We start from the raw sequence: 14,453 nt of genomic DNA on the forward strand, positions 1-14,453 counted from the left end.
AAAAAAATGGAGATGATTCAGTGCAAAAATCCATTGACCAGAGTTCAAATTTCTGTATAATCATTATTCGTGAAAGATCCGCGCAATCTCTGGGATCGTTTCTGGTCCCAAAAACAAATAGAAGCAATTTATCCCCCAGTGACGGACATAGTCCAGGAATTGATCCAATTCGTCAATCCTGCAGGCAAGTTAATTCTTGAACCCGGTGCTGGCACTGGGCGAGATGGGATTAGACTCGCAAAGCTCGGTGCCCGGGTTTTTTTACTTGACTACTCTGAAAAGAGCTTAAAGCTTGCCCAGAGTTATTTAAAAACCACAGGGCAAGAACCATCTGTCCAGCTGGTTATGGCGGATGCCCTCCATACCCCATTTAGAGACGGAACCTTTGATGTGGTATTCCATCAGGGACTCCTTGAACATTTTAGAGACCCCAATCCCCTTTTGAAGGAAAATTATCGGATTTTAAAAAAAGGTGGGTTACTCTTAATCGATGTGCCCCAGACCTTTCATATTTATACCCTGATCAAAAATATCTTGATGCTTTTTAAATTATGGTTTGCCGGCTGGGAAAGGCAGTTTACGATCGATTCTCTGGAAAGACTATTAAGTAAATACGACTTAGAAATAATTTATTATTATGGTGACTGGTCCAGGCCTGGAATAGTTTACAAAATGATTAGAGAAATTTTTTTACATCTCAATATTCGACTTCCGATGTATCCCAGATATTGGAATTGGCTGACCAGGATGTTTTACGAACTTCAAAATCGCCTAAAGAAGAAACGACTTTTCCTTTACACTGTTCTTTCCATTGGAATAATCGCCCGTAAGAGATAAAAAGTGGCGATATAAATGCTAAATGGTTTTTGAGACAATGGTTTCTTTTAGTTCTATACTTGTAGTACAAAGTACCCGTGAAACTTGGGCATCACGGAAATATCGTTCCACCGGGTAATCCTTCATGTACCCGTACCCACCATAGATTTGAATCGCATCAGTAGATATCTTGGCAACAGCCTGATTACTGAAGTATCTTGCAATACTGGCAGGCAAAACAAAATCTTTCTGTGCATCTCGCATGGATGCCGCATCATAAACAAGAAGCCGGCTTATTTCAATCTTAGTTTTCATTTCAGCAATCATTTCCCGGACCATGCCGAAATTGACAATGGGCTCACCAAATTGAATCCGTGACTTGGCATAATTGACCGCGTTTTCCATTGCACCTTCTGCGATTCCTAAGTTTAATGCCGAAAATCCCAAATGAGCAAAGTTTTTTATCTCCGCGAGGATTGAACTCCCGGATTTTCCGTCCCCCAGTCGATTGGTGAAGGGGATAAGAGAATTGTCAAAAATCACTTCGGTTATACCTCCGGCGTGCATGCCGACAAGATTATCTTTTTTATTTCGCACCACACCGGCAATTTTTTCATCGATAATAAAGGCATTTATATTACCCTGGGATTCAACAAATAAAAGAAAAGGACCATTTGCCAAACCATTGAGAAGGATTGGATTTTTGCCTGAGATTTTGAAATGGTCATTCTCCGCCAAGACCGTTAATTCATTCGTTGCCACCTCTGCGAAACCACCGATGAGCTCACCCCCAGCAAGATTGGGTAATATCTTTTTATGTTCATCGTTGCCGAATTTCACAATAGGATAGGCAAAAAGTATGTTGTGGGTCAATAACACCAGTGCTGTAGAAGGACAGACTTTACTTATCTCTTCCAGGCATACAATTAAGGATAATGTATCAAGGGCACAACCCCCATAAGTTTCAGGAATTGTAGCTCCCAAGATGCCCATCTCGGCAAGTTTTTTGATATTCTCCATCGGGAAGGCACCTTGTTTATCAAATTCATCGACCTTTTCCGCAATAACTTCATTGGCAAATTTTCTAATCTCACTCTGTAATAATAATGCTTCCTTGGTCAATTCCATCTTTACTCCTTTTTATAACCGATTTCCTTTATGATCTCCAGGGCAATCTGACCCCGTTGAATCTGGTTTGTTCCTTCATAGATCTGGGTGATCTTTGCATCGCGCAGCATTTTTTCTACATTATACTCTCGAAGCAGGCCATAAGGACCCATCAATTCTATTGCTTCAAGGGTTATTTTCATTGCGATATCAGAGGGGAAGAGTTTGGCAAAGGACGCAGGTTTGGTGGTGTTTTTTATTCCGGCATCGATGGAGCGGGCTGCAGCATAAATTAAAGCACGCGCCGCTTCTATCTCGGTGGCCATATCGGCAATGCGGCGCTGGATGTATTGATTGCCGAGAAGATTTTTCTCCGCGGCAAATTTTAAGACCGCTTCATAAGCACCTTGGGCAATGCCCAAGCCAATAGCCCCGACCCCGGGACGGGCACGGTCAAAATTGCGCATTGTATAAATAAATCCCATCCCCTCTTTGCCCATGAGATTTTCCTTAGGCACTTTACAATCGGAAAAAACGAGTTCAGTAGTTGTTGATGTCCTTATCCCCAGTTTATTCTCATGTTTACCGAATTCAAAACCAGGCATGCCTTTTTCTACAATGAATGCCGATATTCCCCGGGCTCCCCGCGATCTGTCAGTGGAAGCCAAAACGACATAGACATCGGCGATACTTCCATTAGAGATGAATTGCTTCACTCCATTAAGGATATAATAATCCCCCTCTCTTCGGGCTGTGGTCTGGATATTGGCTACATCGCTACCAGCCTGGGCTTCGGTAAGTCCGAAGGCACAAAGGAGCTCGCCGCTGGCAATCTTGGGCAGATATTTCCTTTTCTGTTCCTCGGAGGCGAAGTAGATGATGGGACCGGAGCCCAAAGCCCCTACCGCATAAGCGGTAGCAACACCTGCACAGACCCTTGCTACTTCTTCACAAGCGATGCTCATATCCATTATCCGTGCTCCGGTGCCTCCATATTCTTTGGGAATAAAGATCCGCAATAGCCCTTCTTTTGCCATCCGGTCAATTATTTCCCGGGGAAATTCTGCCTTTTTATCCAGTTCATCACGAACCGGCAGGATTATGTCTTCGGCAATCCGCCGTACCTTTTCCTTTAATGCCTGTTCTTCGGCACTTAAAAAATATTCCATAGACCTCCTTTTTCCAATCCAAATAAATAATGTTCAATTTTATAAAATTTTTTATGAAAGTCAACAATTATCCTTGCTTAGTCCTCCCCATAGTTTCATAAATTTAAATACAACGAAACCTATGGGCAAAATTTGTAAGGATAACCAATCATCCAGTTTTCGGGCAAGATTTTTTCTTTAAAATAATTTTACAAAATGTAAAAGCCTTAGTCAGGCTTGATAAATTAAAATTTATGATTATAATCAAGTATGGAGAAGGATGTCATAACACTGAGCCACGGTTCTGGTGGTTTACTCACACAGCGTTTGATTAAGGAGACCATTCTCAAATATTTTCCCGATCCGGTATTAAAGAGACTGGAAGACTCTGCAGAATTGATGGTCAAACACCGCGCGATTGCTTTCACCACCGATTCTTATGTTGTAAATCCTATATTTTTTCCTGGTGGAGATATTGGCAAATTAGCTATCTGTGGCACAATCAATGATCTGGCGATGAAGGGTGCGATTCCAGAGTTTATCTCTTTTTCATTGATTATAGAAGAAGGCCTGCGTTTTGATGAATTAGAAAAAATATTGAAATCTGCAGCGCAGACGGCGAAGAAGTCCGGGGTTCGTATCGTGTGTGGTGATACCAAAGTGGTTGAAAGAGGAAAGGCTGATAAAATGTTTATTACAACCTCTGGAATCGGGAGGATAAGAAAGCAACTTGGTAAAGAACTAATCTGCCCCGGGGATCGAATAATTATCAATGGTCCAATCGGGGACCACGGAATTTCCATCATGAATGAACGACTCCAACTAAATCTGCAAGGAAATTTAAAGAGCGATTGTGCTCCGTTGAATCTTGTTACCAATAAAATTTTTGCCCAAGGTTTTGATATCCATTTTATGCGTGACCCGACCCGGGGTGGAGTGGTATCGGTATTGAATGAGGCGATTGATGATACTGAATTTGGCATCATTATTTATGAAACAGAACTTCCCATTAGATCTCAAGTCCGGGGCGCCTGTGAGATTCTGGGGCTTGATCCACTATACATAGCCAATGAGGGAAAATTCATCGCGTTTGTAAAATCGGTAGAGGCTGAAAAAATATTGCGTTTCATGAAAAGATTACCTTTGTGCCGGCAGGCACGGATTATCGGTGAGGTAACACAGGACTTATCCGGGGTCTGGTTAAAGACTTCTATCGGCGGAATGAGGCCACTTTTGCCGCTGGAAGCCGAAGGTTTACCGAGGATCTGTTGATTTTATGAAGATCGGCATCATCGGTTTACCCAATGTGGGAAAATCAAGTCTTTTTAATCTCCTAACCCGTGCTGATGCGCAGGTCGCAAAGTTTCCCTTTACCACGATTGAAAGAAATGTAGGAGTAGTGATAATCCCTGATGAACGGCTGGATCGCATCGTAGAAACGATCAAATCTCCTAAAAAGACCTATGCCCATATTGATTTTGTAGATATTGCAGGGCTGATAAAAGGGGCTGCAAAGGGAGAAGGACTGGGTAATAAGTTTTTAGCCCATATCCGGGATGTAGATTTGATTCTTCATGTATTAAGGTGTTTTAGGGACCCCGATATTCCTCATGTTGATACTGAAATCAATCCGGCGCGGGATTATGATATTGTGCGCAGCGAATTGTTTTTAGCCGATTTAGAAATCGTAGAACGGCGTCTGGAGAAGATAAAGAAGAAATTTGAAGCCCGGGAGGAGTTTGAGACATTGAGCCGGATAAAGGCGGACCTTGAAAAGGGCATAAGACCAACAGAAAAAATAAATGACCTTCCGTTGCTCACCGTGATCCCCGAGATCGTGGTTTTGAATTTTGACGAAGATGGTAAATTTAAAACTGATTTTCCTGGGTACCGTATTTCGGTGAAACTCGAAGAGGATATCCAGGATTTCAGCGATGGGGAAAGGATGGAGTTGCGAAAAGAAGCGGGTTTAGCCCCGGAAGGAATTCAGGGACTATTAAAAAGGTGTCTTGACCAATTGTCGATGATCACATTTTTTACTATCAAAGGTGAAGAGTCTCGTGCTTGGTTGATAAAATCCGGTACTCGGGTGGTGGATGCCGCGGGAAAGATTCATTCGGATTTAAAAGAAGGTTTTATTAAAGCCGAGATTTTAAAATACGAAGATTTATTGAAAGCCAAGAGTTTTGCCCACGCCCATGAGTTGGGTTTGACGAAGATTGAAGGGAAGGAATATATTGTTCAGGATGGGGATATTGTTTTGATAAAGTTTAAAGTTTAACAAATAAAGATAACCGCCCCAGAGGTTTTACAACTCTTTTATCTTTGTTGGTGCTTCAAGAGACGGATTGCTGTTTTCCTGATAAAAATGATTTAGAATTTTAACTTGAGTAATGATTGACATCAACGCCCCACCAGTTATAATTGACCGATGCCCAAGATCATTGATTTGAAGATTGAGAAGATGAATCTTGGTGGACAGGGTATCGGCTATCTGGACGGCAAGGTTTGTTTCGTGGATTTTGTGATTCCCGGCGAAGAGATCAAGGCCGCAATGATCACAGAAAAAAAGGATTACAATGTGGTAAAGGTTATTGAAGTTATTAGAGCATCACCCGCAAGGATTGCCCCCCGCTGTTCAGTCTTTAAGATTTGTGGAGGCTGCCAGTTGCAACATATTGACTACCCGATGCAAATAGAGTTGAAAAAGGCGATGCTTATTGATACTATGCGCCATATCGGTAGGATACAAATTGATGGGTTGGAGGTGTTCTGTCATGAACCATGGTATTATCGAAACCGAACCCAATTACCAGTGCAAAAAAATGGTGGATTTAAAATGGGCTATTTTAAAAAAGGGACCCATCAGGTAATAAATCATGACTTCTGTTATATCAATCAAATAGAGATAAATCGCCTTGTGGAGATTCTGAAAACAAGAATCAAGGATTCAAAGATTGAAATATATAACGAAGCAGAACACCGGGGGAATTTGCGCCATGTAATAATCCGCAGGGGAACCAAAACTGGTGAAATGTTGGTCACTTTTGTTACCAAAGAGCGGAACTTACCAGCAAAAATTTATAAGGGACTCACTGCGGAAGTCAAAGAGATCGTCGGGATAACCCAAAATATAAACGCAAAAAAGACGAACCGGATTCTGGGGGATGAGGATATCACCCTCGTTGGAAGAAATTTTTACACCGAACACCTCTCAGACAAAATCTTCAACATTGGTCCCAAATCTTTTTTTCAGATAAATATCCCGGTCTTTGAGATGATAATTGAAAAGATGAAAGAGGAAATTACAGGAGGCACTGTGTTGGAGCTCTATGCCGGGGTCGGGGCAATCGGTATATCCCTGGCTCATTTATGCAATCAGGTTATCGCCATTGAGGAAAACCCTGCTGCGGTTAGCGATGGCATTAAGAATGCCGTATTAAATAATGTCACTAACATCAACTTTATCCAGGGACGGGCAGAAGATAGAATCAACAAGGTAAAAGATTGTGATATTATAATCATGGATCCTCCCCGTAAAGGTGTAGATAGTAGGATAATCAATTATTTTGCTAAGGTGAAACTCCGTAAAATTATTTATCTCTCCTGTCATCCCGCCACCCTGGCTCGGGATGTCCAGTTGCTTTTAAATCAGGGATTTTCAATCAAAAAAGTATATTTGTTTGATATGTTCCCCCAGACCTACCATATTGAAACACTGGTGGTGTTACATAGATAAGGAAGTAGAATAATTGAAGATAAAGATGACCACCGAGTGTCTTTATTCAAAAATACAGAACATCGCCGCTTATTGAAATTGGGTTAATTTATGCTATAATCTTGGGTGCTTTTTTATATTCTGTTCATCGTTGGCGGGCTTGACTGGCAGGTTCTGAAGACCGAGAATCTCGTCATTATTTACAAACCCGGCTATGAATATGAGGCGCTCCAGACACTCTTTAATCTGGAATATTACCGGGTCAATGTCATTAGCCTCACCGGACACAACCCCAGACGCGTGCCGGTGGTGCTCGAGGATGTGGGACTTTTGAGTAATGGTTATGCGGACCCATTTTTCTACAATATTCACATTTTTACCAATCCACCCAATTTTGATTATTATCTGGAAGGGGGTGAAGACTGGTTTAGAAATGTAGGGGTCCATGAATTTACGCACATTGCACACATGACGCGGACTGCTGGATTATCCAGACTTCTTACTAATGCTTTTGGTTCCGTATTTCAACCTAATATGTATGCCCCGGGTTGGCTCATTGAAGGCATCACAGTCTACGCAGAATCGCAGATTTCACCTTATGAAGGGCGATTAAATGATGGATTTTTTAACTCTTACCTTGAGCGTCGGGTTGCCCAGGGTGAAGTTCCTACGCTGGTTGAAGTAACAAATGAACCTTTATCGTTTCCTTACGGCAAGATTTATCTTTATGGAGGTGAATTTTTTGATTTTCTTGCGAAAAAATATGGAAGGGAGAGCTTTGCCCGTTTCTTTCAAGTATATGGTTCACACTTCTGGGCACCCATCACTCCGCTCCTGCCTTTTCTGGGCGTGGACCGCGCAGCGAGCAAAGTTTATGGCAAAAGATTCCCAGCCCTTTTTTCAGAATGGAGGGATTATCTAAAAGGGCAACCGATGGAGAAAGATTATAAAGCTACGAGATTGACCTGCGGGGGCTGGTATATTCCCACGATGGTTAGTTATCAGCACAAGATTTATTATGTACGGGAAAAACCCATCAAACTTGGCTGTTTCCGTTATCGGATATTGGTCCAGTTGATGGAATATGATTTAAAAACCAAAAAAGAAAAGGTTTTTGCAACAATTGAGAGTTGGCTTACCACCAAGATGCGCTTGCATAAAAACATTCTTTATTTCTGCACTGCCGAACTCCAACATACCAAAAATAATATTTATTTAAACGGATGGGGCATAACATCGGTCTTAAAAAAAATCGATCTGGACAGTAAAAGATCCGAGAGACTCTTCAGTGATGAAATCCGGACTTTTTGTATTTTAGATGATTCCACAATCATTTATATCAAGAATCGCAAGGGCGATTTTGGTTCCGAAATATGGTTAGCCACTTCTCGAAAAAGAAAAAAACTATTCGAAATTGAATATTTAATTAATGATATTGCAACCGACGGGAAAAAGTTTGTAGTGGCGGCAAAAAGACGATTTGAAAATACCGATTTATACTTTCTGGATTTAGTAACGGGCAAGTTGGAGCTGATTGTCAGCACACCCTGGAGCGAAGGTGGTTTGGATTTTATTGATGAGGATCTTCTTGGTTTTATCGCCAACTATGACGGACGACATTATCCCTATTTAGCGGAACTAGGAGATTCTTTGAAGATTTGGCGGAATGCGGAAACCGGATTGGTTAATTCTTTTGTGCTATTTGACAGCGCTTTAATCTTTAGTGGTTTGGATATCAATGGCTTTGATCTTTACATTACCCGATACCCGGCAGAATTATATGAATTAAAGCCAGCGGAGCCAAGTCCAGCACCGGATTTTGCCTCCCTCGATCTCCAAATCCGCCGGGGCAATTATTTTGATATTGCCCAAACACTCTATCCGGCAGTCCGGATTCCTATCTTTCTACCCACCGATTCCACTTTTCGGAAGTGGCTTTACAGCGCGGTGATTGCCGGAGCCGACGCTACCGGTGAAAACTTTTATTGGAGCTGGATTGGATATGATCCAGGCGCGGTTGATCCGATATTACGGATGGGACTGCAGTCTTATTTCTTCAGTCCTTTGGTTTGGGAACTTTTTTACGAGTTCCATAAACGCCTTAATATTTATATTAGCCATACACTCTATCGCCGTCTCCATTATGGGATATCCGATATTACCTTGGGAATTGCTCTGAATGGATGGGAAAATTTTATGCGCAAGGAGATCGTTCCTCAAATTTCGTGCACCGGTAAAATGCCCTACGGCAATTACTTCGGTAATCTCTCTTTGTACTACGAACGACAACATTTTTATTCCACAATTGACCGAACTGGTATTAAAGGCACAATGGGCATTAACAAGATTTTATTTAATGGTGAAATTCGATTCCTGATCAATGGTTTTTACGACCCACAGAATCCCGATCAAGTGTCAATTTCAATTCGAGGTTACGACTATTTAAAGGTCCCTAAGGCAGCAACATTTACCGCCGAATATTCCCATCCTCTGCTCAAATTGCGCTCGGGTTTTTGGAATCCCAATGTATATTTTGAGGATTTCATTGGGATATGCTTTTTTGATTATGCAGTTCTGCCGGACAACGAAGATTGTCTCAGCGGCGGCGTCGCATTGGGATTGGAGACCAAAATGGGTTTTAATTTTATCCAATTGTTACCACAAATCGGCTTAGCCGTCAACCGCGATCGAGCAATAAAAATTATTTTCGGATGTCAGGTATCACCCGCCGGGCAATCAGACAAGAGGATTCTAAATTGAGAGGATCGCACAGAAATCCGGTGTGAAGTTTAGGAGAAAGGTCTTCTCAAGGATTAAGGCGCACGCTTGACGCCATCGCCATTGGTGGATAAACTGGGATATGAACGGCGTATATCTGCATCTTGCCCTTAAAGAGATCGAACCTCAGATTAAGGATAAGTTCATTCACCGCGTTGCCATTCAGGAGCGCTTGCTCCAGATTGAATTGGGTGCCGAATCTCTTTTTGTCTCTTTATATCCCTTAGCCCTTGGATTATATGTCGATAAAAAGAAAGACCGTTTTGAAAAATTAAGATTTTTTGATGACCATTTGGCCGGTGCCCGCATCATTACTGTTCAGCAAATTGGTTTTGCGCCGGTTGTAGAATTTGGTATGGAGAAATTGGAATATGGGCAGCAGTTGACATTCAAAGTTAGAATCTCCTTTTATAGAGAAGGACCGAATTTTTCTCTCTTCCAGGGACAAAGCCGGCGGGATTTGTTTCCCCGGTATATTGAAAAGATACCAAAACGCTCCCCTCAGGAATTAACCCCTGAAGACCTTAGAAATAAAGAATCACTCATAAAAAATTTTGAAGGGATTGACAAAGCCTTAGCCCGGGAACTCGATGGGGAGAGTTTGATATTATTAAAAGAGATCATAAATGGCCGACCTTACCAAATAAAACTCATCTCCATCATGCCCCTTCAAATAAGCCTTTTTGCAACTGCCTTTATCCGGGAATATTCTTCTTGGAATATGCTCCTGAAGGACGGAATAAATCTGTATCTTGAAGAACGATTAAAAAAGATCTTCGAACAGGAGCAACAGAAAAAAATGGAGCGATTAAAAAAGACCATAGATAAGTTGCAACAAGAGATAAAAGACCCCACGACGATTGAAAACTACCGGATCGCAGGGGAACTGATTCTGGCCAATATTCAGCAAATAAAAAAGGGTATAGAGAGGGTAAATCTCTTTAATCCGTACACCCAGCAGGAAATGGACATCAAACTTGATCCCCAAAAGACACCTCAGGAGAATGCCCAGTCTTATTTTAAAGAATATAAGAGATTAAAAAAGGGGATACCGAAGCTTCAGGAGCGAATAAAGAAATTGCAGCAAGAGCTCGAAGCATTGAAAACCAGTACTCCAGCACCCAAAACGATTTCTAAACAAGCACGGGAGGAGGCAAAAGAGAAACCGTTGCCTTTCCGTCAATTTATTCTAAATTCCGGTTCCCAGGTATTGGTTGGCAAAAATGCCCAATCCAATATGGAATTGACCTTCAAATTTGCTCGTCCCGACGATTATTTTTTTCATGTGCGGGGGTATGAAGGTGCCCATACACTATTGCGACCTGTGCTCCAAAAAGGGCAAGGGGTGAAAAAAGAGGATATCATCCAGGCCGCGGCAATCGCGGCTTACTTCAGTAAGGCGAAAAATCAAAAGAATGTTCCAGTCTCTTATACCCAGCGGAAATACCTAAAGAAAAGCAAAAAAGGAAAACCAGGAACAGTAATTCTGATGCGCGAGGAGGTGATATTTGTAGACCCGGGTTTACCGGCGCATGCCCATGAATAAGCCGATGCCCAGGGCGATGAAAACGATGTTGGGGAGCCAGGCAGCAAGTAATGGATTCATCAGGCCAGCATAACCATAGGCACGACAAGACTGGATAAATCCCCAATAAACGAAAGCCAGGATGATACTTATACCCAAACCAATTGCCACCCCGCCCCGGCGTAAGACCACAGAGATTGGCAGACAGATCAATAATAAGATCAGGGTGATGAACGGAAATGAGAAACGATAATTCAATTCCACATTTTCTTTGGCGACATCTTCACCCGCGCGCATTCTCCTTTCTACAAAATTTATTAACTCAATGAAATTCATCTCTTCCACTGGTTTCGGCTGGCGCAAAAAATCGTTGGGCTTTTCCTTTAACTCTGGCACCACTAATACCGGATGATGTGTTATCCGTTCGTTGTCCAGCGAATCAAACTCCCGGACAGTAGCATCATTAAATTGCCAGAAATTGATGAATTTCCCTTGCTGGGCATCGATCCGTTTGACAATCCTCCTTTGGGGATCCAATTGCCAGAGCGTGACATTCTTAAGAGTAGAATCTTTAGGATTGAAATCCTTTATATAGTAAATCCAGTTATTTTCACCGTAATAAAAGAAGTTATGACGCCGCACCTCTTGGGGAAGCGGGCGTTTATCGATCTTCAAAGTTTTATGTCGGGTCAGGCGTCCTTGGGCCCAGACCATCACCGTTTCCTGAAAAAGAAAAGTGAAGAGGGAGATGAGAATACCGGTGATAAGGATCACCATAAAAAGTTTATTGATATCCAATCCCTGGGCCTTAAGGGCGATTATTTCGCGGTATTTTGTCATATAACCAAAGATAAAAAATACCCCGATTATTGTTGCCACCGGGATTAAAAGCACTGTATAGGAAGGAATGAGATAAAGATAATAGATCAATATATCACGGAAAGGAATATTTCTTGATAGATACCGACCGAGATTATCGAAAAGGTTGATGATGATGTAGATAAAAATTAGAACCAAAAGCGCCAAAAAGAGATAGCGCAGGAAGTTGCTTAAGACATATTTATATACTTTTTTCATCGGTGCTTTCTTTTAAAGAATATCCCGTGATCATATTCGGCGAGATAAAGCATGATCAGGCCGGGAATAAGCAAAATTATATTAGGCAACCACATTGCCCAGAAGGGCGAAAAATTTCTTCGGTCGGCAAATTCTTCACCGGTCAAAAACAAAATATAATAACCCGAGAAAAGTAAGATACCCAGCAACAGTCCCGCAATACCTCCTTTCCGGAAAAGATAACCAAGAGGTGCACCCATTATCAAAAAGACCAGACATGCCAAAGTCAGGGAAAATTTTTTATTCAGTTCGATCAGATAGCGCGCACGGTTGCGCAATTTACTACTCATTATGGAAAGTTTTTGTTCAATTTGGAATCGGAACACCTGAGTTCGTTCGATCGCACCTTGGGTATATTTATCTACTGCTGTAATACCCGTTTCATGGATTTCTTTTTTAATCTTTTCAATCTCTGCATCGATTGATTTTAAATTTTTTATCAGCTGAGTAAGATTTAATTCATCGTCACTCCGTGCCTTACGCTCTCTCCGGACGAAATCTGTGTTCTGGGGAATATTGATAACCTGTTTTTCAAATTTGGTCTTCTGATATTTAGTAGCCTCAAGCAATTGATGAATTTCACCATTATATAACACAAATTGCATGATATCTTCATCGCTGAGCGAATACAAATTACCATTAGGTGCGGTGATTATCATATTATTTCTCAAATCATAAATTGTTACATTGAAAATCTCGCCGGTTTTTTCAATCTTTTTTCCGATATAAATTGTATAACCGGGGAACTCATTGCTGAAGATACCGTCGGGTAATCTCACTGCTGGTCTTTTGCGTGCCACATCATACATGATATTGCGCGCCCGATGATTTGCCTCGGGCAAAAGGTAGTGATTGAAAAAAATTAAAAATATCATTATAATCACCACGAGGAATGCAGGGGTTTTTAAAATCTTCAGAAAAGAAACTCCGCTGGTCTTTAAAGCGAGTATTTCATTATCATGGCTCAAGCGGCCGAAACTCATCACGATGGCAATCAATAATGCCATAGGGGTAGTATAAGAGACGATAAGGGGCAAGTGATAAATAAGCACCTGCACCACAATATTCCCCGGCAAACCCTTACGCACAAATAAGTCAATCAGGCGAAAGAGTTGGTCCATCAGCAAAATGAAAGTAAGGGCAAAAATGGAGAAAAAAAATGGGGGGATGAATTCTTTTATGAAATAGCGTTCAATCAGGTGTTTCATTTTAAATATCCCAGGTTCTTAAGATTAATCAAAGCCCGCTGGAGAAAACTCAATGTGCCATAGGCCTGGGGATCGATTTCTGCATCAGGTTCTAAAATGCCGAACGAAACCAAACGGGAATAGGGATAATAAAGATAGGAATCGGGTCTGATATTCTTTACGTGCAGAAGTTTTTCGGGCTTCACAGGCGGTAAAAAACTATCCAGATAAAGTATTAATTGATAAATTTTTATTGTGTCATTTTCATATAATTTGCCATCGGCGCTCGGTTTTATAAATCCTTTTTTTATCGCAAAGCCTATTGGGTCATCTATCTTTTGCGCGGTGCAAATGCCGGTGAGTAATTCGGCAATACATCTTCGAGTGAGTGGTACTTCCCTATCAATTTTTTGCAGGGCTGACTTAGGAGCCCTCGAAAGCATCTCGGGGATTTTATAATATAGGCGCTGGTGCCGATAGTATTGATAAAGATTGAGATAGATAGCCGGATGGGGATTCTTTCGGCGTGCAAGTTTCTCAAGAATTTTGATGGCGGAAGGGTAGTTTCCTGTTTTTAGATAACAGTTATAGAGAAAAAAAAGTGTGGAATCCCCAGAAGGTGATTTTTGATAATGGCTTGTAAAATACTTAATTGCCTTCTCATAATCTTTTTGTTCATAACTGCGCACACCCTGCTGGTAGAGATTGGGTTTTGAAAATATACCGCAGGTGGTGGTTGTAAACAGCACGAGGATTAGCCATCTCATTTTTTATAAGAAATTGGTTAGTTTATAAGAGGTGAAATCCAAAAAAAGAATAGGAGCGGGCGACGGGATTTGAACCCGCGACCCTCGGCTTGGGAAGCCGATGCTCCACCGCTGAGCTACACCCGCATGGATAATAAACCGCATCGGAAAGAAAGCATTTAAAACAACATTTCATAATTTTAATATTATATCCACAATTGCCCATACTGTCAAGGACTGAGTACTCCTCACTTTTAATCTTCGGTTGGGCATAACTTTTTGAAACAAAAAAGCCACGGGTATTTGGATAAA

The 14,453-nt window shown here is 41.5% G+C and carries 11 protein-coding genes and 1 tRNA gene; 6 read left to right on the forward strand and 6 right to left on the reverse strand.

Features of this window, described 5'->3' with window-relative positions:
* Nucleotides 1-69: 69 nt before the first annotated feature.
* Complete coding sequence (locus ABIL39_10985; protein MEO0166648.1) at nt 70-837, forward strand: class I SAM-dependent methyltransferase; 768 nt, start codon at nt 70-72, stop codon at nt 835-837.
* Between the two features lie 18 nt (nt 838-855).
* Here ABIL39_10985 and ABIL39_10990 read toward each other — a convergent pair whose 3' ends face one another.
* The gene (locus ABIL39_10990; protein ID MEO0166649.1) at nt 856-1,944 is read right to left on the reverse strand and encodes an acyl-CoA dehydrogenase family protein; all 1,089 of its coding nucleotides are present in this window, start codon (nt 1,942-1,944) and stop codon (nt 856-858) included.
* Nucleotides 1,945-1,946: 2 nt separating this feature from the next.
* Nucleotides 1,947-3,092, reverse strand: coding sequence for an acyl-CoA dehydrogenase family protein (locus tag ABIL39_10995; protein ID MEO0166650.1), 1,146 nt, complete (start codon nt 3,090-3,092; stop codon nt 1,947-1,949).
* 249 nt (nt 3,093-3,341) lie between these two features.
* Here ABIL39_10995 and hypE point away from each other — a divergent pair, with 249 nt between their 5' ends.
* The 5 genes from hypE (at nt 3,342) to ABIL39_11020 (ending at nt 11,113) form a co-directional block, all read left to right on the forward strand.
* A complete protein-coding gene (gene hypE, locus ABIL39_11000; protein ID MEO0166651.1) occupies nt 3,342-4,343 on the forward strand; it encodes a hydrogenase expression/formation protein HypE in 1,002 nt (333 codons plus the stop codon).
* Nucleotides 4,344-4,347: 4 nt separating this feature from the next.
* Entirely contained in the window at nt 4,348-5,352 is a 1,005-nt protein-coding gene (gene ychF, locus ABIL39_11005; protein MEO0166652.1) for a redox-regulated ATPase YchF, read from the forward strand.
* Nucleotides 5,353-5,502: 150 nt separating this feature from the next.
* Entirely contained in the window at nt 5,503-6,810 is a 1,308-nt protein-coding gene (rlmD, locus tag ABIL39_11010) for a 23S rRNA (uracil(1939)-C(5))-methyltransferase RlmD (protein MEO0166653.1), read from the forward strand.
* 105 nt (nt 6,811-6,915) lie between these two features.
* Nucleotides 6,916-9,549: a hypothetical protein gene (locus ABIL39_11015; GenBank protein MEO0166654.1), complete on the forward strand. Its 2,634-nt coding sequence runs from the start codon at nt 6,916-6,918 to the stop codon at nt 9,547-9,549.
* A 100-nt stretch (nt 9,550-9,649) separates the two neighbouring features.
* Nucleotides 9,650-11,113: an NFACT RNA binding domain-containing protein gene (locus ABIL39_11020; GenBank protein ID MEO0166655.1), complete on the forward strand. Its 1,464-nt coding sequence runs from the start codon at nt 9,650-9,652 to the stop codon at nt 11,111-11,113.
* On the opposite strand, the gene ABIL39_11025 is transcribed toward ABIL39_11020, so the two are convergent.
* The 4 genes from ABIL39_11025 to ABIL39_11040 form a co-directional block, all read right to left on the reverse strand.
* Nucleotides 11,090-12,169 carry an LptF/LptG family permease gene (locus tag ABIL39_11025; protein ID MEO0166656.1) on the reverse strand — a complete coding sequence of 360 codons (1,080 nt, stop codon included), beginning with the start codon at nt 12,167-12,169 and terminating at the stop codon, nt 11,090-11,092. The genes ABIL39_11020 and ABIL39_11025 overlap by 24 nt on opposite strands.
* Nucleotides 12,166-13,416, reverse strand: coding sequence for an LptF/LptG family permease (locus tag ABIL39_11030; GenBank protein MEO0166657.1), 1,251 nt, complete (start codon nt 13,414-13,416; stop codon nt 12,166-12,168). Before ABIL39_11030 ends, ABIL39_11025 begins: the two co-directional genes overlap by 4 nt.
* On the reverse strand, nt 13,413-14,162 hold the full coding sequence (locus ABIL39_11035) for a tetratricopeptide repeat protein (protein ID MEO0166658.1): 750 nt from the start codon (nt 14,160-14,162) through the stop codon (nt 13,413-13,415). Before ABIL39_11035 ends, ABIL39_11030 begins: the two co-directional genes overlap by 4 nt.
* 54 nt (nt 14,163-14,216) lie before the next feature.
* Nucleotides 14,217-14,288 (reverse strand) — tRNA-Gly (locus ABIL39_11040).
* Nucleotides 14,289-14,453 lie beyond the last annotated feature (165 nt).

This window comes from candidate division WOR-3 bacterium (assembly GCA_039802205.1).
In the GTDB taxonomy this organism is placed as follows: Bacteria; Hydrothermota; Tepidihabitantia; order SM23-42; family JAOAFX01; genus JAOAFX01.

Excerpts from the sequence above, each read along its gene's own strand:
- ABIL39_11030 (MEO0166657.1), bottom strand. The coding sequence starts at position 13,416 with ATGAAACACCTGATTGAACGCTATTTCATAAAAGAATTCATCCCCCCA.
- rlmD (MEO0166653.1), top strand. The coding sequence starts at position 5,503 with ATGCCCAAGATCATTGATTTGAAGATTGAGAAGATGAATCTTGGTGGA.
- ABIL39_11025 (MEO0166656.1), bottom strand. The coding sequence starts at position 12,169 with ATGAAAAAAGTATATAAATATGTCTTAAGCAACTTCCTGCGCTATCTC.
- hypE (MEO0166651.1), top strand. The coding sequence starts at position 3,342 with ATGGAGAAGGATGTCATAACACTGAGCCACGGTTCTGGTGGTTTACTC.
- ABIL39_10990 (MEO0166649.1), bottom strand. The coding sequence starts at position 1,944 with ATGGAATTGACCAAGGAAGCATTATTATTACAGAGTGAGATTAGAAAA.
- ABIL39_10995 (MEO0166650.1), bottom strand. The coding sequence starts at position 3,092 with ATGGAATATTTTTTAAGTGCCGAAGAACAGGCATTAAAGGAAAAGGTA.
- ychF (MEO0166652.1), top strand. The coding sequence starts at position 4,348 with ATGAAGATCGGCATCATCGGTTTACCCAATGTGGGAAAATCAAGTCTT.
- ABIL39_11035 (MEO0166658.1), bottom strand. The coding sequence starts at position 14,162 with ATGAGATGGCTAATCCTCGTGCTGTTTACAACCACCACCTGCGGTATA.
- ABIL39_11020 (MEO0166655.1), top strand. The coding sequence starts at position 9,650 with ATGAACGGCGTATATCTGCATCTTGCCCTTAAAGAGATCGAACCTCAG.